Origin of the sequence: Propionivibrio sp. (assembly GCF_041441355.1) — a bacterium.
Lineage (GTDB): Bacteria > Pseudomonadota > Gammaproteobacteria > Burkholderiales > Rhodocyclaceae > Propionivibrio.
In genome coordinates this window covers 208,488-229,765 of sequence record NZ_JASDTF010000004.1, presented here as the reverse complement: position 1 = coordinate 229,765, position 21,278 = coordinate 208,488, and the positions used below count along the sequence as shown (strand labels likewise).

Here is a 21,278-nt window from a genome sequence, read left to right as displayed (position 1 = left end):
ACGGCGAACACCTCACTCCCTCACGCTGTTACACCACTTCCCGGGACACCGCCCGTCACGATCCACACTCCGGACGACCTGCCATGAGCATCCGCATCGACACCGACCTGCCGCCTCCGCTCGAAGTCGCTTTTCTTGGCGGAGGCATCAACTCCGCCGTCGGGCGCGCCCACCGTGCCGCGATCGAGCTGGACCGTGCCTTCCGTGTTGCCGCCGGCAGCTTCAGCCGCAATGCTGGCATCAACCGCGATACGGCGCGCGAATACGGTGTGGCCGAGGCGCGTACCTACGCCGACCTGGAAACCTTGCTTGCCGCCGAAGCCGGCAAAGTCGATGCGGTCGTCGTGCTGACCCCGACCGACTGCCACCGAGAACACATCGTGCCCTGTTTGGCTGCTGGCGTGCCGGTGATCAGCGAGAAGGCGCTCGCCACCTCCTGTGCCGAGATCGCCGAAATTCGCACCGCGTGCGAGGCCGCCCAGGGCTTCCTCGCCGTCACCTACAACTACACCGGCTATCCGATGTTCCGCGAATTGCGGCGAATGATTGCCGATGGGCGGCTTGGGCGGATCGGCCAGATTCACGTCGAGATGCCGCAGGAAGGCTTTTCGCGGCGCGACGCGAGTGGCCAGCGCATCGTGCCGCAGGCCTGGCGCCTGCACGACGCGCACGTGCCGACGGTATCGCTCGACCTCGGCGTGCACTTGCATTCGCTGATTCACTTCCTGACCGGCGCGGCCCCGCTCGAAGTGAGCGCGGTGAGTGGCACGCTCGGAAATTTCGCTGGCATCGTCGATAATGTGCAATGCTTGGCGCGTTACAGTGACGGTCTCGTCTGCAATTTCTGGTACGGCAAGACCGCGCTTGGCTATCGCAACGGTTTGCGCGTACGCGTCTATGGCGAAAAGGCGTCGGCCGAATGGCTGCAGATGGAGCCCGAAACGCTTTACTTTGCGGACAGCACTGGCCATCGCTGCATCATCGACCGGGCCAGCCCCGAGATCGTCGAAGCCAACGCCGCGCGCTACACACGCTTCAAGGCTGGGCATCCGGCCGGCTTCATCGAAGCCTTCGCCAACTACTACGCCGACGTGGCCGAAGCCTTGCGTGCACATCGCGGCCATGCGGCGCTGCCGTCAACGCCCAATGTCCTCGGCGTCGAGGTGGCGCACGAAGGCATGGCCCTGCTCGAGGCGATCGCCGACGCCTCTGCTTCGCGCAGTTGGGTGCCGGTGAAGCGTCCCGGCTGAAACGAAGCCGAGGCTGATCGAAGGGGCTGCCTGCGTGCCTTTGGCTTGGAAGCGCCGATCCATGCGCCTTCCAGCCTCCTTGCAGGGCGCATGGATCGGCGCGTGTAGCGATGGTTCAAGCGTCTTTCGGGAGGCAGAAGAGCACGGTCTCGTACAGGCTCTCAGTGTAGTGGCGCAGGTAGAGTGCGTCGTCCGGGCGCAGTGCGAGGACGACCTCGGCGAGACGCCAGAAGTCGCCCGGCCGGTGATAGGCCGAAATGGCAAGGCGCGGACGGTGGCGGACGAGCGTCCGGCGCATGCCGGCGAGCGCGGCGGCTTCGGCGCCTTCGATGTCGATCTTGATGAAGCTCGGTGCGTCGACGCCGTGATCGACCAGGTCGTCAAGGCGCATGACGCGGATCGCCTGCGTGCCGTCGTCAGCAATTCGAGAGCCTGAGCCGGCGGCGGTGAAACGTAACTCGCCGGGCGCGTCGGCGAGGCCGCAGTCATGCACCGTGACGCGCGGTCGGCCGGCCAGGCGTTCGTGGCAGCGCACGCGGTTGGCTGCTTCCGGCTCGAAGACATGCACGGCGCGGTAGTTGGGGCAACGACGGATGAATTCGAGGCTCGTTTGCGCGTCGAAACCGCCGACGTCGATGAAACATTCTCCCGACGGGGCGAGGGCGAGGAAATCCTCGAAGTACTGCACGTCCTCGCGCGGCGCGAAACCTTCGAGAAAGCACAGGTTTTGCGTGACGCGAAAACTCAGCAGCTGGCGCAGAATACGGCGCGATTCGGCATCGGCGAGCCGCTCGTGGAGCTGCAGGTAGCGTTCGCCGTGCGCGGCGAATTCCGCGGCGAAGCCTTCGTTGAATACCGGCTCCGGCAAGGTCCAGCCCGACCAGCGCTGGACAGCGAAGTAGTCGAGATGGACGGCGCCATGCGTCTCTAGGTGGCGCGCCGCAGTGAGCGGCTGGCCGCCGGCGGAGGAAATGACGAGTGCATTCTTCGGCACGTCGGCCAGCCGGACGACGGGGCGGCCGAGCCATTCGGTTTCGTGCGTGTATTCGTCGATGAAGCCCGCCAGTTGGAAGTGTTCGGACAGCGCCCGGGCATAGACGTTGCGCCCGAGAACGTAGCGTCGTGTTGGCGACGCGGCAGCGAATTCGGCACAGAAGGCGCGGGCTGCGCCGGCCCAGGCCGCAGCGTCCGGATCGACGAGCAGAAGGTCGCGCGGGTCAGCGGGTGAGGGCGGCATACCATTCATCGAGGTACGACTCCAGCAGGTAATGACGGTGGACCCAGGCCTGCAGGGCGTCGCCGCTGCAGGCCAGCGCGTCGCGTTCTGCGACGCGTTCGCGGATCGCGGCGATCCAGCGTGCTGGGTCGTTGGGCAGGCGCAGCACCGGCGGATCGTCGGTCTGGTAAGGCAGAATGTCGGTGCAGATCACCGGCCAGCCGAGATAGCCGTATTCGAGCAGGCGCAGGTTGCTCTTGGCCTCGTTGAATGGGTGGACCTCGAGCGGCGCGATGGCCAGGTCGAGGTCGAGGCTGGCTAGCTTGGCCGGGTATTCGGCGAGTAGGGTGACGTAGGGGTGGTATTCGGTGACGTAGGCCTCGGTGCCTTCGGGCAACATGCCGAGGAAAATCCAGTCGACCTCGGTGTGCGTGGCACGCACGACGTCGAGCAGGAAGCGCAGGTCGCCCGCGTGCTGTTGCGCACCTGCCCAGCCGACGCGCGCTTTGGCGCCGTGGCGGCGGCGCGCGCGAACGCCGCCCCAGAGGTCGGTCGAAAGGCGGTTGGGCAGGAGACGGATGTCGTCGATCCAGTGGCGGTAGGCGTCGAGTAAGGGTTGGGTGCTGACGATCAGGCGGTCGCTCGCGGCGAGGCCGAGGCGCAGGCGTTCGCCGATGAGCGCTGGCGGGAGGTGCGCGGCGCTCGGGTTGTCGCGCGGGAGGTCGGTGATCAGGTCGTCGAGCGAGAAGATGCGCAGCACTTCGGGATTGACGCGCCGGTATTGCTGGAGCGCCCGCCCGCGCAGGTCGTCCACTGCAGCGTGGATGAGCAGGGTGTCGGGTGCGGCACGTGCCAGTTCAACGGGCGTTGGCGCGCGTTCGAATCCGGCGCAGGGCTGGCAGGTTGCCGCGTAGTGCACCCGGCCGGCTGCATGCAGGGCGCGCAAGGGCGCGAGGTTGCGGTATTCGGCCGCGCCGGGACTCGGCGAAGGCATGGTCAGGATACGCGGTCGGTCCTGAAAATCGGAGTTCCACGCCGGGACGATTTCACTCTCCAGCGTCGGCAGGGAGTCGCTCAGGCTCAGGTGGCGGCTCCAAGCCGGGTCGGCTTGAAGCCAGTGCCGCCAGCGGGTGAGGAAGGCGGCGGTCTCCTGCTGGAAAAGCGCGCTTTTTTCGGACGTGAGCGGCGTCCCCTTTTGGCTCGCCGACCCGTGATGGAGCAAGGTGGCGTGCGGGGTGTAGATGATCTTTAGTCCGCGCTGGCGTACCTTGAGGCAAAGGTCGATGTCGTTGTAGCTGATTTTGAACGTGGCGCCGTCGAGGCCGTCCAGCTCCCGGTAGAGTTGGCGTCGGATCAGCAGGCAGGCGCCGGTGACCGCGGAATATTCCTGATCGAGCTGGGCGCGGCCAAGGTAAGCCGGCGCGTCGTGGTCAAGGTTGGAGAAGACATGGCCGGCGCTGCCGCTCATGCCGAGAACAACGCCCGCATGCTGCACTTTGAGCGAGTCCGGAAAGAGCAGCCGTGCGCCGACGATGCCGACCTCGGGGCGTTGTGCGTGCGCGAGCAGTGCGTCGAGCCAGTCGTCGTGGATGCACTGCGTGTCGTCGTTGAGCAGCAGCAGGTAGTCGCCGTGCGCCAGCTCGGCGGCGTGGTTGTTCAGCCGGGCGAAATCGAAGTCGCCCGGTTGCGCCATGATGCGCACCCGCTGCGGCTGTGCTGCGCGCAATTCGGCAAAGTAATGCGTCGTGGCGGGTTCTGGGTTTCCGTTGTCGACGATGATCAGTTCCCAATTCGGATAGGCCGTGTTGGCGAACAGGGATTCGACACAGGGCGCAAGCAGGTCGAGCCGGTTGCGCGTCGGCACGATGATCGAAACGAGGGGGCGCGTGGTGTGGCGGTACACCGGGCGTCGGCTTTGCCCGTCGATGAGCCCGGGCAGAATCTCGGCGTCGATGCCGCGACGGGCGAAGTGGGCGGCGAGCGCCTGCCGTGCTGCGTCGTCCTCGGCGCTGGTCCGGGCGGAAACGGGACGGCGTTGAAGGACTTCCGGGATGTGGCCGATGGCCGCCTCGCCAGCGTGATCGACGAGGCGCAGGGCGAGGTCGTAGGTTTCGCCGCCCGGGCAGCGGGCGTAGCCGCCGGCGGCGCACAGGGCGGCGCGCTCGACGAAAACGCCGCCGAGGTAATCGGTGGCGCGCAGAAGTTCGAGGTTGAAATCGGGCTTGAACTGCGGCGCTTCGCCCGTTCCGTCGGCGGCGAGCGTGTCTTCGTCGCTGTAAATGAGGCGCCAATCGGGATGCAGGGCGAGGTAGTCACCGATGCAGAGCAGGGCTTCGGGGGCCAAGCGGGTGCCGCAGGCCAGGAAAGAGATCCAGTCGGCGCGGCTTTCGGCGAGGCGGCAGTCGATCGCTGTTGCGAGCGCTTCCGGATCCTCCGGGCGAGTGAGCGCGAACCAGCGAACCGGACTGTCGGGGGCCAGGAATTCGGCGTCCGGCGAGGAGAAGGGGGCGAAGATCGACAGTCGCCAGCCATCGTAGTACTGCGCGGCGAGGGCGTCGATGCTGTCGGCGAGCAGCGTTTTCTCACCCGTGCCAACGACGAGCACGATTTCGAACAATGGCCGTCGTTTCCAGAGGCAGGCGACACGGCGCTGGTAGTCGTCGGCCTGCAGTCCGCCCTGGGTGCGGCGGACCTGCCAGCGCTGGTAGGGCGCGGGCAGGCCGGCTTCGGACGGTGCTGCCGTCATGGGGCAGGGGGGCAGCGGTGGGGCGAAACGATCGTCGGCAGGCTCGGCCTTCGGCGTCGGCGAGATTAAATCGGGCGCCTCAGGGTGACGACGCAAGGCATCGGCACGGAACGCCGTTGCCACCTCGTGCAGGCCGTGCTTTTCAAGGAGGGCAAGGTGCGCCGCACAGGCGGAGAGTGGATAGGCCTGTAGGCTGACGGAGCGTTCGCTAAAGCGCGCGGCGACGGCCAGCTCGCCGCTGCCGAGGGCCAATTCGGCGAGCATGGCGAAAACACCGGGGTGCGCGCTCTGCGCTTCGGCCAGGGCGATGAGGCGCGGCGCCGCTTCGTCGCTGCGCCCGGCGTGAATGAGCACGAGACAGGCTTCAACCACGGCGTGGGCCGGTAATTCGTCCGGCGCAAAAAGCGTTGGCGCGATCCCGGCGCATAAACCGGCGAAGGTCTGCCCCATGCCGGTGGCGCGCAGGTTGTAACTGTTGCGCGCAATGCCGCGTTCGTCCGGCGTGAGCAGGCCGCGGGCTTCGGCTTCGGCGATGATCTCGCGCCAGTCGGTGATGGCTTCGATGAAGGCCGGGTTGCGCTCGGGATTGCTGTTCGACTCGCTGTTGATGCGGAAGGAGGTGAGCGGACGGTTCACGAAGGCGACTGGTCGGTCGGCGGCGGCGTTCATGAAGCAGATCACGTCGCAGAGACCGAACAGTTCGCGGTTCAAGGCTTCGGCGCGGCGCAGGCGAAGCACGTCCTCCCGCAACCAATGACCGTCCATGAGCACGGAGGTGAATTCTCCGATCATGTTGGCGCAGGTCGTGGCGAAGGCGCGGCACAACGCGTTGCCGTCGTAGAGGTGTACCGTCTCCGGCGTCTCGATTTCCTGGCGCAGGCCGGTGCGCTGGTCGTTCTCGTCAATCGTCCAGCTGGCGCCGAAGGCGAGCAGGGTGCCGGGCGCACGCTCGATGGCTTCGACCAGTGCGCTGACGCAATCGGGTTCGAGCAGATCGTCGTCGAAGAGGTGCTTGACGTAGCGGCCGCGGGAGGCGCTGGCGATGTCGAGACTGTTTTGGGGCCCCATGTTGGGGTTTCGGTAGTAGGTGACGAGCGGGTAGCGTGCGCAGATGTCACGGATGTCTTCGTTTGGGCAGTTGTCGAAGACCAGAATCTCGAGATTCTGGTAGTCCTGCGCTAATGCCGAACGCAAGGCGCGTTCGAACCAGCGCGGCTTGTAGGCGGGAATGAGGATGGAAACGAGCGGTACACCCGGGGCGGTGCAAAGCGTGGTGCGCGTGTCGGCGACGGGGAACGGTGGGGGGGCGGTACGTGGCATGGCGTCGAGGTGGGTGAGCAGGCGCTGCGCCGCCTCGGGATCGGCACAAAAGCGGCTGTGGAAATTGTCTGGGTCGTCCGTCGGCCCACACAGGTTGATGAGGCGCTGGCCGAGCGCGCTGGCCAGCGAGGAGAATACAGCGGCTTGCGGACCGATGTCGGGCATCAGGACGATGGCTGTGGTGCCGGGGGGACAGAGCAGCAGGTTGGCGAAAGCCGAGCCGGGTGGGCCTGCGAGGAGGTCCGTGTCGCGAAAAAGTTCGCGCGCGGTGGAAAAATCGAGGTCTTCGGGGTACAGCGTTTCAAACCCGTGGGCTGCGAACAGGCGCGACATTTCGTCCTGGTTAGTCAAGCGATCGTTCTTGCGCCGGGCGAGGAAAAAACGGCGCGACGGCCGGCCGGGCAGAGCAAGGAAGGTGCTGAGTTCGCGCAGTGCGGCGGGCGCTAGAAGGATATCGTGGGCATCGATATGTACGCGGGTCAGCCCCGTTTTGAGCCAGGCCGTGTGAGGCGGAACGAGGAGTTGCGCGACCTCGACGCATTCGTCTTTGCCGATTAGTTCGATTGGGCGTGGATGCGGCGCCAGCGCCTGCTCGAAGGCGGCGACGAGGCTGGGGTGGGTGCAGGCCTCCTGGCAGACAAGGAGCGGCCAGTCGTCGTACTTGGGCGGTAGACGATGGATTGCCGGGAGTTTGCTCAGGTATTCGACCAGCCAGTGATAGTAGCTGGCCTGATAGGGGCCGCAGAACAGAATGCCGCGCGCCAGTCGTCGCCGCGGGTGTTGCTCGGCCACGATGGCTCTGTGGTCGTCGTCAGCAAAACGGACATAGCGGTAAAGTAGATCGTGGTAAACCTGTTCGGTGCCGAATGGGTCGAACTCGGCGGGGTCGTCGTGACGCGGCAGGGTGTCATCGATAACGACGTTGGAGCGTTGCAGCAGCGAGCGACGACCGGTAAGCGTGACGTCGTCGATGAGGATGAAGTCGCCAGATGCCGCGCGCTGTGAAAAAACGAGCGGGGGTGTCGGTGTGCCGTCGGTGGCGACGCCCCACGGTCCCGCTGGCAGTAGCGGCGCGGAGGCGATGCCGGGAACGGGCACGGAGGCGCCGCATTCCGCGCTGCGTAGCAGCTGGCGGACAACAAAAGGGGCCGCTGGATCGCCAAGTCGCAATGCCAGAGCATTGAGATCGTCGCATTGCGCAGCGAGCGCGGCAGCATTTTTGGCCGGACGATGAGAAAGCAGGTCGCGGTAGCACTGCCGGCGGTAGTACGCAAAGGCACGATCGAGGCGGTTGGGGTGCTTCAGGCGTGGGCGTAGGCGCTCGAGAAAGAGAGCTGCTTGTTCGATGGCCTTGTTGGCGAACAGCCTTGCTAGCAGGCGCAAGGCCTCTGTCTCTGTGCTGAGTTGTCTTGCTGCATCTTCGATCAGTTGATTGGCATCGTGCGAGCGTCTTTGCCTAAGGCTCAGAAGGCTTGCATCGATGAGAAGGTCGAGAGGGGGCGAGACGGATGTGTCGAAAGCGGTGATAGTGGCACAGAGGGCTTCCGCGGCCTTCACGTCGAAGGGACCGGCGACGGCTGCGATGTCGGTGCCGTCGTAATCGGCCAGCAAAAAGGGCGAGCGTTGTCCGCTTAACATTGCGCTGCGCGCAAAGCGGCGGCGACGTGGGTGAGTGCACCTTCATCCATGCCCGGATAGAGGGGCAGGCTGAGCACACGCCGGCTGAGGGCCTCTGCAACCGGGAAGGCACCGTTGGCGCTGGCGCGGTAAGCGTCCTGGCGGTGCGGTGCGACAGGATAGTGGATCAGGGTTTGGATGTCCGCGGCGGCCAGTCGTGACTGAATCGCATCGCGGTCTTCGCTTTGCACGACGTAGAGGTGCCAGACCGACGTGGCTTCGTCGGGCGCGGCCAGGGGCGGGCGCAGTAGGGATGCGAACTCGCGTAGGGCGGCGTCGTAACTGGCCGCAAGCGCCTGTCGTTCGGCGTTCCAAGAGTCGACGTGGGGCAGCTTGACGCGTAACAAGGCGGCTTGGAGTTCGTCGAGGCGGGCGTTGAGGCCGAACTCGGTGTGGTGGTATTTTTCGCGCGAACCGTAGTTGGCGATGCGCCGCACACGGGCAGCCAGCACGGGGTCAGTGGTGACAACGGCGCCGGCGTCACCGAGCGCACCGAGGTTCTTGGTCGGGTAGAAACTGAAGGCGGCCGCGTCGCCCAACGTACCGGCGCGCCGACCCTCCAGCGTGGCGCCGTGCGCCTGGGCCGCGTCCTCGACGAGCAGGAGCGCGTGTTGGTCGGCAAGGCGGCGTAAGGCGTTCATGTCGGCGGGGCGGCCATAGAGGTGAACGGCGATGATGGCCTTGGTTCGCGAGGTGAGAGCGGCGGCGGCAGCAGCAGGGTCGAGGTTGGCGGTGACGGAATCACAGTCGGCACCGACGGGGGTGGCCCCTACCGCGCTGACGGCCATCCAGGTGGCGACGAACGTGTGCGCCGGGACGATGACCTCGTCGCCCGGGCCGATGCCGGCGGCGAGCAGGATGAGTTGCAAGGCATCAAGCCCGTTCGAGCAGCCGACGCAATGCGGTGCGCCGCACCAGGCGGCGAACTCGGCCTCGAAAGCCTCGACTTCTGGCCCGAGGATGAAGTGGCCGCGCTCAAGCACGCGCGCGTAAGCGGCGTCGAGCGCTTCGCGCAATGGGGCGTGCTGCGGCGCCAAGTCGTAGAAGGGAACCCTCATCGTTGGGCCAAGGCGGTTTGCCGAAAATCGCCGAAATCGCGGAAGTAGTCGGCCTCGTTGTAAAAGTCGGAGGCGAGGACCATGCAGACCGAACCAGATGAGAAATTGTCGATTTCTCGCCACATCATCGGACAGATGTAGAGGCCGTAGTAGGAACGATTGAGGTGGTAGCGGTGGCTGCGCAGGCCGTCGTTGAGAACGACATCGAAACTGCCCGACATGGCGATGATGACCTGATGCAGGCTGCGGTGGGCGTGGCCGCCTCGTTCGGTGCCGCCAGGAACGTCGTAGAGGTAGTAAACGCGCTTGATGTCGAAGGGGATGTGGCGGTTGGCTTCGACGAAAGTGAGGTTGCCGCGCGGGTCGGATACGATGGGAAATTCAAGCAGTCGGCACTTCTCGATTGTCATTTTAATCTCCTGGCCCGTAGTCACCGCATTTGTCGCTCACTATAGCAGAGCGGATCGGTGGCTTACTTGATGAGCATGCAGGGCGTCGCCAGCGGCAGGCGCTCGGGCCAGCGCGCGCGCAACACGGCGGCGCTGGCGTGGAAGGCGGCGGGCAGTTCGCGACCTTGCTGCGAGTTGTGGTGGCAGGGGGCGTCGATCGCCAGCGCGACGAGGCCAGCACGCTCGGCGGCGAGTGCGAGGTCACTGCCGTAGAGGTGGAACCCCAGCGCCGGGTCTGGACGCAGCGGGGTATCACGCGGCACGGCAAGCACGATTTCGTCGAGGCTGGAGACGATTTCCGGCAGCGGCGTGGCCTCGTCGAGCAGGGCGTCGCGGTCGGCGACGCGGCCGGCGCGGACGAATCCATCGGGCGTGCCGCGTACGCCGTAGACGCCAAGCACGCCGACGCGCTCGCCCGTCATCCGTTGGGCCGCGACATACTGCTGGCGCAGGCGGGCGAACCAGCCGCGCGGCAGATAGACGTCTTGATGCACGAACACGACAAGGTCGTGCTGCGCTTGCGCGAGCACGGCATCGAAGCCGGCAGCGAGGCTGCTGGCGCCTTCGATTGTGAGCACCTGATGCGGGCCGTCTTGCAGGTCGGGCGAGGCGAGCAGGTTGTCGGCGAGCACCTCGGCGTCGTTGCAGCAGACGCCGACGGTGACTGGTGCTACGACGCCAGCCGGGGGCTCCGGCAGCGGCCTAGCGCCGACGATGTAGGTGAGCGTCTGGCTGCGCGTGAGGCAGGTCTCGAGGCCGAGGCGCTGGCGTTCGGCGAGCGCCGGCAGGGCCGCGAGCCAGGCGTCGGGCAGGGCATGGACGCGGCGGTCTTCGATTCGTGGCAGAAAACCGGCATCGAGCAGGGCGCGCACGCCTTGCGGCGCGGTGAGACCAGCGGCCGGTTCACCGCGCAGCAGACGGTCGAATTGCGTCCAGTGCTGGGCGTTGGGCAACGCGGCGAGCAGGCGCCCGTGCGGGCGCAAAAGCTGGTGCAGCGCGGCGAGGTGGGCTGGTGTGGCGAGACTGCGTGGGCCGGCGAGGATGAGGTCGAGGCTTCCAGCCGGCAGGCGACGCGCGGCGTCTTCGGTGTCGGCAAAGCAGGCTGAGAAGGCGCCGACGGAGGCGTTGCCCAGGCCATAGACGCGGCGTTCTGGGATGAGGTGGCGCAGCACTTCGGCGAGCGCGTCGCTCTCGCTCTCGGTGTCGAGGAGGTCGAGCGCTGTGGGTGGAATGGCTTGCACGAGACGCAGGTCGGCGTCTCGATAAAACTCGTCGGGAAAATGACGGCATGCAGGGCTCACGGCTGCGGCCCTTCGGCGGCGTCCCACGGGCGTTGCAGGGCGTTGGCGGCGCGTTCGATCTCGGACTCCTGCAGGTAGCGTTTGCGCAGGACGACGCGCATGGCGTCGACCGCGCGTGGCGTGCGCAGGATTTCGGCGAGCGACGTGCCGGCGGCATGCAGTTCGTGGCCGAGGGCGGAGAGCTCGAATTCGGTGCCGAGTCGGTCGAAGCGCGCTTCGCTCCAGCCAAGATACCAGTACCAGTCGGTGTAGTAGAGCCAGCTGTTTTCGTTGAAGGCGCGCACGTGTGTCGGGTCCTGCCAGGCGCCGAGCGAGAGTTCGTACGGCACCTGGATGTGGAAACTTCCGCCCGGCTTGATGAGGCGCAGGCAGTTTTCCATTGCCGTTTTCAGGTCGGGGATATGCTCGAGCACGTCGTTGGCGAAGATTGCCTCGAACTGGTTGTCGTGCAGGCTGAACGCGCCGAAGCGCGCGCTCTCCAGCGGCGCGCCAAGGGCGTCGGGACGGGCGATGTCGAGCACCGCGTCGGGACGGAAGGTGGTGTCGAGGTCGACGTTGAGGCAGTTTGCGCGCCAGTCTTTGCCGCTGCCGAGGTTGAGGTAGGCCGGTAGCATCGGGGCAGTGGGCGGCGTGGGGTATTCAAGCGCAGCGGCGAGGTGTGTGGCTGCGTCCAGGCGGGTGAAAGTTTCGAAGCCGCGCCGGGCCAGGTTGGCGCGCGCGCCGGCGTCGGCGACGAGCTGGCAGCAGGCGTCGATGAGGCCTTCGTAAGGCACGGCGCAAAGCGCGTCGGCGAGTTCGGGCGGTAGCGTGGTGTGGGGGCCACATTCGGCGACGACGGCTTTTTCGTTGGCCAGGAGGTAGCTCACGCGCACTGTTTCAAACACGCTTGCCGGGTAGTAGTGCAGGTTGAGCACGAGCTTGGCGCGGGCGATGTAGCGGTCACGTTCTTCGCGGTAGACGCCGGACAGGAACTCGATGCGCAGGCCGTGCGCGATCAAGCCTTCGAGGACGGCCTGGCGGCGCGGGTTGATCGCGCCGTAAAACAGGACGTCGATGTCCTGCTCTTCGGGCGGCAACACCGGGATGCGGGTGAGTTGCGGCACGTAGCCGAGCGGCACGTGCCGCACCTGGCCGGCACCGCGGGCTCGCAAACGGCGCACGTTTTCTGCGCCGTAGTCCCAGACGGAGTGTCGTTGCAATGCGGCGAGGTAGGCGGGTTGCATCCAGCTCGAGCTCTCATCGATCTGTTCGCTGTTGTAGAGAATGGCATCGGAGGGCAGGGCGGCGAGCCCGTCGGCGTCGAGCAGGTGGGCGCCGACGACGAGGTTGGTGGCGCCGGCGGCGCATTCATTAAGCGCGAAATCGACAGGAATGCCGAGGGCATTAAGGCCGTAGAGCAGGGTTTCGACGAGTTCGGAAAGCGCGCCGGCGTGGGCGTAGCCTTCGGGTTGAACGAGGACGATCCGGATCGGGCGGTCGGAGCGGACGGCGGTGGGCATGCAGGTTCCTTCCTGGCAGGGCATTCCGGACCGGTACGGCCGGGCGAAGATCAGGCGGATACTACCCGATTCTTGCCGGTTTTCTTGGCCGTATACATCGCCTCGTCGGCGCGTTTGGTGAGTGTCGTCTGCGTGTCACCGGCGCGATAGTCGGTGACGCCGGCGCTGAAGGTGATGAGCAGCTTCTCGTTGTCGTGCAGGAAGAAGCGGCGGGTCAGTTCGCGCTGCAGGCGGACGAGCGCGGTGACGGCGTTGTCGAGCGCGGTGTCGGGCAGGAGGACGACGAATTCCTCGCCGCCGAAACGCGCGAGGGTGTCCTGCGGGCGCAGCGTGTCGCGGATGACGGTGGCCAGGTGAATCAGGGCCGCATCGCCGGCGTCATGGCCGAGGGTGTCGTTGAGTTTCTTGAAATTGTCGATGTCCAGAAGGCCGACGCAAAGCGGCGAGCGGCGGCGCAGGGCGCGGGCGAACTCGTGCTCGAAGGCTTCCTCGAGGCCGCGCCGGTTGAGCGTGCCGGTGAGCTGGTCGTGGCGTACCAGGGCGCTTGCCTTGTCGAGCTCGTCCTGCAGTTCGCGCACGCGGCGTTCGGCGGCCTCGACGCGCGTCTGGGTGCTGCGCATGTCGTCGCGTGAACGCTGGGCGTTGAGCTGGACGATGCGCGTCTCGCGGATCACTTCGGCAAGCACGTCTTCGAGCTGGGTGATGTCGTCGGCCTGGCTGATCTTCTGGACGCAGACTTCGATCTTGTCGTGATAGCCGGAGGTCGAGTCGGCGAATTCGGCCAGGTGGTCGATGAAGCCGGCGAGCATGGTCTTCAGCGCTTCCTTCGCCTCCATCAGGCTGTGTTTGAGCTGGCTCTGCTTGAAGATGACTTCCTTGAGGCGGCTTTCGGCCTCGTTGAGCGTGCGGATGTTCATCGGTTTGGCGACGATGTCGCGCACGACGGCGATCTGGCCGTTCATCCAGCGGTCGTCGACGACCAGCTCGCTGACGTTCTCGAGCATCAGCTGCAGGAGTTTGAGCAGGGCGCTGCGCAGTTCTCCGCGGTCTTCGGCGAGGAGTTCGAGTTTGAAGACGAGGCGCTTGGTCGCCGCCAGCGCGTCCTGAACGGCGGCGGGGGACATTGCCTGGCGCACGGCGACGGCGATGTTGCGCGCCTCGGTGGCGAGTTCGGGGCTCTCTTCCAGCTGGTTGGCGATGGCCGTGTCGAGGGTGAAGGCGAGCAGGTCGCGCAGTTCGGGCACGAGCAGGATGTGTTCACCGTTGCGCGCGACGGGCGCAGCGCCGTTCCCCGGCGCTAGGATCGCGGCGGCGGTGAGCGCGCTGTCCTCGGGCGAGCCCTCCGAAAACTGCGTGTCGCTCGCGGCCGGGTCGTATTGGCCCCAGGCGCGGGTCAGTCCTTGCAGGCGGCCGTGCAACAGTTCGGCGTTCTTGCTCCCGGACGACAGCACGCGGTCGAGCATCTCGCGTTTGCGCGCCGGGGTCAGGCCGCTTTGCTTGGCTTCCCACAGGCGCAGGAGGTCGCCGATCAACTCGCCCCAGTCGGCCTCGGATTCGGCGCTGTGCTCGCGCACGAAGTCGCTCAGCGTCTTGCGGTAGTCCTCCCAGTTCTCGCCGCGCAAGGCGCTTTCGAGCTGGCGCGCGAGGCCTTGCTGGGCGGGCGTTTCCTTCGGTAGCGCGAGGAGCAGGGCCTTGAATTCACGCTCGGGCGTCGGCGCATCGGCATCGCCCAACTCCGCGATTTCATTGTAAATCGCGCGGTAATTGTCCGGGGTCGGCGGCATGCGCCGGGCCAGTAGCAGCTTGAGGGTTTCGCGCGCGATTTCGGCAGGGTTGGTGAACGTGGCCATGGTGTCGTTGAACTTCGACTTTCCTGTGGAGCGTCTGCGTGCGATCGCCGCGTGTCCGGCGGTCCGCGGCTTGGGCTATAATCCGCGCCTCGGCCGCAGGTTTGCCCCCGTAGCATGAAGGTCGTGCAGTTGATTTGTAATCATCAGGTGTTGGTTCGATTCCGACCGGGGGCACCAAACCTTTGCCGACGAAGAACCGCGCTGAAGGCGCGGTTTTTTTGCGCCCATCGGTCGCGCTTTCCTTCGTTGTTTGCGGGTAACATGCCCGGCGTCATACGGTCCGAACCGCTGCGGAACACGTTCAATGATAGCGGAGTTTGGCGGCCTAAAGCGCGCCTGTATTAACCGTTCTCGCCCGGGCGCGTGGCATCGACCCAGCAGTTGGGCGTTTCGTAGAGGCGGACGCGTTCGAGCTGCAAGTGATTGCCATAGGTGTCGTGATAGACGGCGTCGAGGATGCGGAAAGCTTCCCGGGCCAGGTTTTCGGCGGTCGGAATGCAGTCGAGAACGACGGTCTTGTGGTCGGGCAGGCCGTTGAGGAAATCGAGTACCGCGGTATCGCCCGCATAGACCAGGAAGGCGTGATCCCAGCGCGCAACGACGTGCTCCTGCGCCAGTGCCTTGATGTCGGAAAAATCCATCACCATGCCGTTGGCCGGATCGCCGGGGCGTTCGATGATGTCTCCGGAAAGCGTCACCTCGAGGGCGTAGCGATGGCCGTGCAGGTGGCGGCACTGACTTTTATGGTCGGGGATGCGATGTCCGGCATCGAATTCGAGGCGGCGGGTGACGAGCATGCGGAATCTCTGAAGCAGGCTGAGGGGAATGAGAAGGCGGGGCGTCCGAAGCGTCAAGGCGGCGTCGGGCGCGCAGGCGAAAAAGGCTGGCGGCAAAAGCGGATGGGGCTATCGCCGAGCGAAAATTATATCATCCCCCCATTGATGACCGTCCGGGCCCCGCGTCCGGCATCCCCGAGGTGAAAAGTCCGTGAGCGAACGCCAAATCAGAACGCCTGCACGACAGCTGAGCGTCCATGACCATAGCCGCGACAGCGCCGGCTTGCGCTACGTCTACCCCGTCGTCTCGCGGCGCGCCGGCGGAGTGTCGGTGGGCATTAACCTCAACGTCAATAATGCCTGCAACTGGGCGTGCATTTACTGTCAGGTTCCGGGGTTGGCGCGCGGCGGGCCGCCGGCGGTCGATCTCGATCTGCTTGAGGCCGAGTTGCGCGGGCTGCTGGGCGAAATCGTGCTTGGCGATTATCTGCAGCAGCACGTGCCCGAAGGCGCACGTCGGCTGGTGGATGTAGCCTTCTCCGGTAATGGTGAACCGACCGCCGCTCGTGAGTTCGAGGCCGCCGTGGGCCGGGTGGTTGCCGTGCTGGCGGAGCTGCTGCCTGGCGGAGGCCTTCCCTTGCGTTTGATCAGCAACGGCAGTCTGCTGCATCGGCCGGAGGTGCAACGCGGCATCGTGCAGCTGGGCGCTTGCGGCGGGGAAGTGTGGTTCAAGCTCGACCGGGCTAGCCCGGCCGGCGTGCGGGCGGTCAATGGCGTCCGTCAGCGGCCTGAGCGGGCGCTGGAGGCTTTGAGCCTGTGCGCCACCCTTGCGCCGACCTGGGTGCAAACCTGTTATTTCGCGCTCGACGGCGCCTTGCCCTCGTGCGAGGAACAACGCGCCTATCTCACCGCGTTATCCAGTGTTCGCGACAAGATAAAGGGCGTGCACCTCTACGGGGTGGCACGCCCTTCGATGCAGCCGGGGGCCGCGCGCCTGACGGCGGCGCCCTTGTCCGAGCTGGAGCGGCTTGCGGCGGAGATCGCCGCGCTGGGGCTGCGGGTGACGGTCAGCGCATAAGGCGGGACCGTCGCCGGGAGCGTTTGCTCAGGCCCCTTTCTTCCAGGCCTTGGCCGACTTCTTCAGGGTCTTGAAGAGTTCGGACTCCTCGCTGCGCAGGTATTCGATGACTTCCATGTCCTCGCGCTTGATGCGCTGAATGTCGATCTGTTCGACATGCACGAGACGGAGGAGCTCGCGCACCGGGCGCGGCATGTTGCGCCCGCTTTCGTAGCGCGAACCACCGCTTTGGGTGACGCCGATCTTGGACCAGAACTGCTGTTGGTTCAGGCCAAGCTTGCGGCGGATTTCGCGCGGCTCGTTCTTGTCGGTTGTTTTTGCGTTGGTCATGGCAGTCCTTTCATTAGTCTTGGCCTTTCGGCCGGTCAATGATTCCCTTCCTGGGCCATCCCTCCGCAATGAGATTTGAATTATGACTTTTGGAGTAGCGGACCCGGAGTATAGTACAGCCACATATGATTGCAAGTGACATGCTTATGCCTTTTGGGCATTAAGGCGCTTGCTACGGCAATACCTCGGAGGATTTTTCGTTTCACGGGCGGCGGTTTTTGGGTAATATCGGTCATTTCCGCAACCCGAATAATTGGATAGTGAATGGCCCTGATAGTTCAGAAATTCGGCGGCACTTCGGTTGCCAATCCCGAACGCATTAAAAACGTCGCCAAGCGGGTGGCCCGCTGGAAAGCCATGGGGCATGACATTATCGTTGTGCCCTCCGCGATGTCGGGCGAAACGAATCGCCTGTTGGCGCTGGCCAAAGAGATTTCGCCTTCGCCCGCCCCGCGCGAACTCGACGTGATTGCCTCGACCGGCGAGCAGGTCACCATCGGCTTGCTCGCTATGGCCCTGCAGGAAGAAGGCGTCGCAGCGAAGAGCTACACCGGGCCGCAAGTGAAGGTACTCACCGACAGCACCTTCACCAAGGCGCGCATCCTGCAGATCGATGACCAGCGCATCCGAAAAGACCTCGCCGAAGGGCGGGTGGTGGTGGTCGCCGGATTCCAGGGGGCGGACGAGGACGGGAATATCACCACCCTTGGGCGTGGCGGTTCCGATACCTCGGCCGTGGCGCTCGCCGCGGCCCTGAATGCCGACGAATGCCAGATTTACACCGATGTCGATGGCGTTTATACGACCGATCCGCGCATCGTTCCTGAGGCACGCAAGCTCGACACCATCACCTTCGAGGAGATGTTGGAGATGGCCAGCCTCGGCTCCAAGGTGCTGCAGATCCGCTCGGTCGAGTTTGCCGGCAAATACAAAGTCAAACTGCGCGTGCTTTCCAGCTTCGAGGACGAAGGCGAGGGCACCCTGATCACTGTTGAGGAAGAAAAGAGCATGGAACAACCGATCATCTCCGGCATCGCCTTCAACCGCGACGAAGCCAAGCTGACCGTTCTCGGCGTCCCTGATCGCCCAGGAATCGCTTTCCAGATTCTCGGCCCGATTGCTGAAGCGAATGTCGATGTCGACATGATCATCCAAAATGTTAGTCATGACGGGACGACTGACTTCTCGTTTACCGTCAACCGCAGCGACTATGCCAAGGCGCTGGGCGTGCTTGAGAGCGTCAAGAACGCGCTGGGCGCGCGCGGCGTGGTCGGCGACAACAAAATCTGCAAGGTTTCGGCGGTTGGTGTCGGGATGCGTTCGCACCCGGGAGTGGCGAGCAAAATGTTCGGAGCTCTTGCAGCCGAAGGCATCAACATCCAAATGATCTCGACGTCGGAGATCCGCATCTCGGTGTTGATCGAGGAAAAATATCTCGAACTGGCCGTGCGTGCGTTGCACAAGGCTTTTGGTCTCGATCAGTCGGAGTGATACCCCCGTTAAATGTTTGACCCGGGGCGCCAGACAAGCTATCATCGCGCCCTTTCGGAGACGTGGCCGAGAGGTCGAAGGCACTCCCCTGCTAAGGGAGCATACGGGCTAAAACCTGTATCGAGGGTTCGAATCCCTCCGTCTCCGCCAGTATCATTAAAGGGCTGTATTTCTAAGTCAAAACAACGGCTTACGAAGTATGGCCTTTTTCTTGTTTATCACTTCCATTTGCCCCGGTTGGCCTTTTGCGGCCATGGGTGTCTCAGGCGGTCTTGGCGACGTTCGGAGCGACCTTTTTCGGCCTGTCGCCAAAGTTTTTTTGCTGTGGATTGGCGGAATCTTCAAGGAGAGAAGCTGATCGACATACCGCGCACTGAAGATGAGCGAGGCTCTACGCTTCAGCTTTGGATGTCGGGAGTTCACCTGACGGTCTGCTTTAACAGGCAACGGGTGGGGGAGGGGGGGGCTACTGAGCTTGTCATCGTTGCCTGGCCAAACCCAAAGTCAACAATGCCCGCTTGCGCTACCTGACCGAGGACGAACAACAGCGCTTGGTGACGGCCACAAAGCAATCCGCCAATCGCTATCTGGCCACGATTGTGACACTTGCCCTCTCGACGGGCATGCGCCACGGTGAAATCATGGGTTTGCGCTGGCGCGACCTGATCCTTGAGAGCGACGAAGAGTTTGGCTTGATTTTGCCGAAAACCACGAAGACCCGAATGAGCAGCGCACGAATCAAAACCGAGGAATCGCCAGGATAACGGGAGTGCCGCCGCAACACGCAAAAGGCGCTTCGCGGGGCACAACACCCGCCGAGAAAATGTGCCAGCTGTGCCACAGAACGCACAAAACAAAAAAGCCGCACTTGGCGGCTTCTTCTAATTCGCTGTTTTATCTGGATTTTTGGTGCCGCTGACCGGAATCGAACTGGTGACCTTCGCATTACGAATGCGCTGCTCTACCGACTGAGCTACAGCGGCAGCAAGGAAACCCAGATAACTGCGAGCCGCGAATTATAACAACGTCGGACCACAATGCAAAGCCCCTGTTGGGCTGAAATTCCCTGACCAACAGGGGGTTGCGTTACCTAGCCAAGCTGCCGCCGAGTATTCGCGGGAAGGATGCTGGAGAGTGCTTGGCGCCCCCATTTACTGCTGCGCGGTGTAAATCGCCCTTGAACAAGGACGGTACCCGACGCGAATACACTAACCACCACCCCGACCCCAAGACGGAAGCGCTGCCCGCCTCCCTCCGCAGGCAGAATGTCATCTGCCGTAACGACGTAAAAATTGCGTCTCAGTAGTTTGAAGTAAATCCGCATGGAGAAGTCCATGAGTAGCTCCTAGAAAATCGCACCAAGTCGATGCCGGAGCCCTTTACAGAAGACGCCGCTCAACACTCCGCGCCTCTTGCAAAGGCGCACCGAGATATCCCCATGGGTTGTGAACGCGCATCGTGCTGGCCGCACTCGCCAGAGCCTTGGTACGATATGTCATGCGTATTGCGAGGGGGGTGCCATGGGGCGTCGTCGCAGGAACTCTGAATCACTGTTCGATATCGCTGTTTCTTCGTCGCGGCCGGTCTCGGCGACGATTGCGGTGGCGATCCTCGGGGTCGGACTTGTGGTGTTCCCGTTTTTTGCCCGTGGCAACCCCTTCTTGCTCGCGATGGTGCAAGGGATCAAGCCTGCCGTCCTAATCGCCGCAGGCCTGTTTGGAATCGTCTCGCTCATCAAATTCATTGCCGACAAAGTAAGAAAGCCAAGCACAGCGGGCAGCGGTACGCCCTCGCGCAAGCTCTACGATTTCAAACGACCGTCGGGACACGAAGCGCCGGGGGCAACCATTCCGCGCGACCCGATGCTCGGGGCTGACCCCGCGCCTGCGAAGCCGCTGGAATGGTCGCTGGAGCTGATCCAGACCATCGAGTGGAAGCGTTTTGAAGACGTGTGCCAGAAGTTCTACGAGTCGAAGGGCATCCGCAGCGTCTGCACCCCCTTGGGGCCAGATGGTGGGATCGACATCTGCTTGTACCAGGATGACTCCGGCCAAGCGACGGCCATCGTGCAGTGCAAGGCCTGGGGCGACAGCTACGTCGGTGTCCGACCGATCCGGGAATTACTCGGGGTGATGGTGGATCAGAATGTCCCCAAACCGCCTCTGCGGATCAGTTCTGAAACTTGAACACTACGCGGGGTCTGGAATTCACACATCCCCCCGGAAGGTCTGTTTTTCCCGAGGAATATCCAGTCTCTAAAGCACTAAAACGACAGCTTCCCGTCGCATTGCTGAGCGAATCAGTCATCCTCCGCGAACGGCGGCTTTGGCCGATCACCGGTCAATAGTGACAGGTACGCCTTCATTCGTGCGCATGAAGCGCAGCACCCGGTCCGTCGGTTGTGCCAGATGATGGTTGTGCATCCCAGCGGCTACTACGCCTGGAAAGCCAACCCGATCTCCGCGCGGCAAAAGGAAGACCAACGCCTTTCTGGCCTGATCAAGCAGTTCTGGCTTGAAAGCGGTGGTGTCTATGGTTATCGCAAGATTACCGGGGATCTGCGCGATGAAGGTGAGCGTTGCGGCAAGCATCGCGTTTACCGCCTGATGCGCGCGGAAGGGTTGCGTTCGCAGACGGGCTATCGGCGTCGGTCCGGGGCGTATGGCAAACCTGCCGTCGTTGCCCCGAACCAGTTGGCTCAGCAGTTCGACGTCGAAGCACCGAATCAAGCTTGGGTCACGGACATCACCTACATCCGCACCCATGAAGGCTGGCTTTACCTGGCGGTCGTCCTTGATCTCTTCTCGCGCCAAGTTATCGGCTGGTCAATGCAGTCGCGCATGGATCGTGACTTAGCGCTCAATGCCTTGCTGATGGCGATCTGGCGACGCAATCCTTCTGGCCCCGTCATCGTACATTCCGACCAGGGGAGCCAATACAGCAGCCATGACTGGCAAGCCTTCCTGCGTGCGCACAACCTGAGCGCCAGCATGAGTCGGCGAGGCAACTGCCACGACAACGCAGTGGCAGAGAGCTTCTTCCAACTGCTCAAGCGCGAACGTATCCGGCGCAAGATCTACCGCGACCGCGAAGAAGCGCGACGTGATGTATTCAACTACATCGAACTCTTCTACAACCCGAAACGCCGCCATGGTTATGCAAACGGCCTTTCTCCGGTAGAGTTCGAAAAGCAGTATTTCAACCGGCAACAGAGCGTCTACTAAAGACGGGGCGATT

General features: G+C 64.0%; 14 protein-coding genes, 3 tRNA genes and 1 pseudogene. 8 read left to right on the top strand and 10 right to left on the bottom strand.

The window, feature by feature from the left end:
• The first annotated feature begins 83 nt into the window (after window positions 1-83).
• Window positions 84-1,250 carry a Gfo/Idh/MocA family protein gene (locus tag QMB55_RS01800; RefSeq protein ID WP_497586942.1) on the top strand — a complete coding sequence of 389 codons (1,167 nt, stop codon included), beginning with the start codon at window positions 84-86 and terminating at the stop codon, window positions 1,248-1,250.
• 115 nt (window positions 1,251-1,365) lie between these two features.
• Here the strand turns inward: QMB55_RS01800 and QMB55_RS01795 are convergent, their stop codons facing one another.
• The 7 genes from QMB55_RS01795 to QMB55_RS01765 form a co-directional block, all read right to left on the bottom strand.
• Window positions 1,366-2,487, bottom strand: a complete 1,122-nt coding sequence (locus tag QMB55_RS01795) for an FkbM family methyltransferase (RefSeq protein ID WP_497586941.1) — start codon at window positions 2,485-2,487, stop codon at window positions 1,366-1,368.
• Window positions 2,468-7,915, bottom strand: coding sequence for a glycosyltransferase (locus QMB55_RS01790; protein ID WP_497586940.1), 5,448 nt, complete (start codon window positions 7,913-7,915; stop codon window positions 2,468-2,470). Before QMB55_RS01790 ends, QMB55_RS01795 begins: the two co-directional genes overlap by 20 nt.
• 248 nt (window positions 7,916-8,163) lie before the next feature.
• Window positions 8,164-9,267, bottom strand: coding sequence for a DegT/DnrJ/EryC1/StrS family aminotransferase (locus QMB55_RS01785; protein ID WP_497586939.1), 1,104 nt, complete (start codon window positions 9,265-9,267; stop codon window positions 8,164-8,166).
• Window positions 9,264-9,677 carry a sugar 3,4-ketoisomerase gene (locus QMB55_RS01780; protein WP_497586938.1) on the bottom strand — a complete coding sequence of 138 codons (414 nt, stop codon included), beginning with the start codon at window positions 9,675-9,677 and terminating at the stop codon, window positions 9,264-9,266. The genes QMB55_RS01785 and QMB55_RS01780 overlap by 4 nt, the downstream gene beginning before the upstream one ends.
• 62 nt (window positions 9,678-9,739) lie before the next feature.
• Window positions 9,740-11,017 (bottom strand): glycosyltransferase, encoded by a 1,278-nt coding sequence (locus QMB55_RS01775; RefSeq protein ID WP_497586937.1) that lies wholly within the window; start codon window positions 11,015-11,017, stop codon window positions 9,740-9,742.
• Window positions 11,014-12,516, bottom strand: a complete 1,503-nt coding sequence (locus tag QMB55_RS01770; RefSeq protein ID WP_497586936.1) for a class I SAM-dependent methyltransferase — start codon at window positions 12,514-12,516, stop codon at window positions 11,014-11,016. The genes QMB55_RS01775 and QMB55_RS01770 overlap by 4 nt, the downstream gene beginning before the upstream one ends.
• Before the next feature lie 50 nt (window positions 12,517-12,566).
• A complete protein-coding gene (locus tag QMB55_RS01765) occupies window positions 12,567-14,366 on the bottom strand; it encodes a GGDEF domain-containing protein (protein ID WP_497586935.1) in 1,800 nt (599 codons plus the stop codon).
• A gap of 103 nt (window positions 14,367-14,469) precedes the next feature.
• Here QMB55_RS01765 and QMB55_RS01760 point away from each other — a divergent pair.
• Window positions 14,470-14,543, top strand: a tRNA-Thr gene (locus QMB55_RS01760).
• A 164-nt stretch (window positions 14,544-14,707) separates the two neighbouring features.
• Here QMB55_RS01760 and queD read toward each other — a convergent pair.
• On the bottom strand, window positions 14,708-15,163 hold the full coding sequence (gene queD / locus QMB55_RS01755) for a 6-carboxytetrahydropterin synthase QueD (RefSeq protein ID WP_497586934.1): 456 nt from the start codon (window positions 15,161-15,163) through the stop codon (window positions 14,708-14,710).
• A gap of 190 nt (window positions 15,164-15,353) precedes the next feature.
• On the opposite strand from queD, the gene QMB55_RS01750 reads away from it, so the two are divergent.
• The gene (locus tag QMB55_RS01750) at window positions 15,354-16,220 is read left to right on the top strand and encodes a radical SAM protein (protein ID WP_497586933.1); all 867 of its coding nucleotides are present in this window, start codon (window positions 15,354-15,356) and stop codon (window positions 16,218-16,220) included.
• Between the two features lie 27 nt (window positions 16,221-16,247).
• Here QMB55_RS01750 and QMB55_RS01745 read toward each other — a convergent pair whose 3' ends face one another.
• Window positions 16,248-16,550, bottom strand: coding sequence for a helix-turn-helix domain-containing protein (locus QMB55_RS01745; RefSeq protein WP_497586932.1), 303 nt, complete (start codon window positions 16,548-16,550; stop codon window positions 16,248-16,250).
• Window positions 16,551-16,814: 264 nt separating this feature from the next.
• Here QMB55_RS01745 and QMB55_RS01740 point away from each other — a divergent pair, with 264 nt between their 5' ends.
• From QMB55_RS01740 to QMB55_RS01730, 3 genes are all read left to right on the top strand, one after another.
• Window positions 16,815-18,041, top strand: a complete 1,227-nt coding sequence (locus QMB55_RS01740; RefSeq protein ID WP_497586931.1) for an aspartate kinase — start codon at window positions 16,815-16,817, stop codon at window positions 18,039-18,041.
• Between the two features lie 56 nt (window positions 18,042-18,097).
• Window positions 18,098-18,191: transfer RNA gene (locus QMB55_RS01735), tRNA-Ser, on the top strand.
• A gap of 368 nt (window positions 18,192-18,559) precedes the next feature.
• Window positions 18,560-18,805 carry a tyrosine-type recombinase/integrase gene (locus QMB55_RS01730; RefSeq protein WP_497586930.1) on the top strand — a complete coding sequence of 82 codons (246 nt, stop codon included), beginning with the start codon at window positions 18,560-18,562 and terminating at the stop codon, window positions 18,803-18,805.
• Between the two features lie 143 nt (window positions 18,806-18,948).
• Here the strand turns inward: QMB55_RS01730 and QMB55_RS01725 are convergent.
• Window positions 18,949-19,024, bottom strand: a tRNA-Thr gene (locus QMB55_RS01725).
• Between the two features lie 537 nt (window positions 19,025-19,561).
• On the opposite strand from QMB55_RS01725, the gene QMB55_RS01720 reads away from it, so the two are divergent.
• Entirely contained in the window at window positions 19,562-20,227 is a 666-nt protein-coding gene (locus tag QMB55_RS01720) for a restriction endonuclease (RefSeq protein WP_497586929.1), read from the top strand.
• Window positions 20,228-20,380: 153 nt separating this feature from the next.
• Window positions 20,381-21,265: pseudogene (locus QMB55_RS01715) on the top strand (IS3 family transposase); the annotation flags it as partial.
• Between the last annotated feature and the right edge of the window lie 13 nt (window positions 21,266-21,278).

What these genes read in the sequence shown, in the direction of transcription:
- QMB55_RS01800 (WP_497586942.1), top strand. Translation starts at nt 84, where the DNA reads ATGAGCATCCGCATCGACACCGACCTGCCGCCTCCGCTCGAAGTCGCT.
- QMB55_RS01795 (WP_497586941.1), bottom strand. Translation starts at nt 2,487, where the DNA reads ATGCCGCCCTCACCCGCTGACCCGCGCGACCTTCTGCTCGTCGATCCG.
- QMB55_RS01785 (WP_497586939.1), bottom strand. Translation starts at nt 9,267, where the DNA reads ATGAGGGTTCCCTTCTACGACTTGGCGCCGCAGCACGCCCCATTGCGC.
- QMB55_RS01780 (WP_497586938.1), bottom strand. Translation starts at nt 9,677, where the DNA reads ATGACAATCGAGAAGTGCCGACTGCTTGAATTTCCCATCGTATCCGAC.
- QMB55_RS01770 (WP_497586936.1), bottom strand. Translation starts at nt 12,516, where the DNA reads ATGCCCACCGCCGTCCGCTCCGACCGCCCGATCCGGATCGTCCTCGTT.
- QMB55_RS01765 (WP_497586935.1), bottom strand. Translation starts at nt 14,366, where the DNA reads ATGGCCACGTTCACCAACCCTGCCGAAATCGCGCGCGAAACCCTCAAG.
- queD (WP_497586934.1), bottom strand. Translation starts at nt 15,163, where the DNA reads ATGCTCGTCACCCGCCGCCTCGAATTCGATGCCGGACATCGCATCCCC.
- QMB55_RS01745 (WP_497586932.1), bottom strand. Translation starts at nt 16,550, where the DNA reads ATGACCAACGCAAAAACAACCGACAAGAACGAGCCGCGCGAAATCCGC.
- QMB55_RS01740 (WP_497586931.1), top strand. Translation starts at nt 16,815, where the DNA reads ATGGCCCTGATAGTTCAGAAATTCGGCGGCACTTCGGTTGCCAATCCC.
- QMB55_RS01720 (WP_497586929.1), top strand. Translation starts at nt 19,562, where the DNA reads ATGGGGCGTCGTCGCAGGAACTCTGAATCACTGTTCGATATCGCTGTT.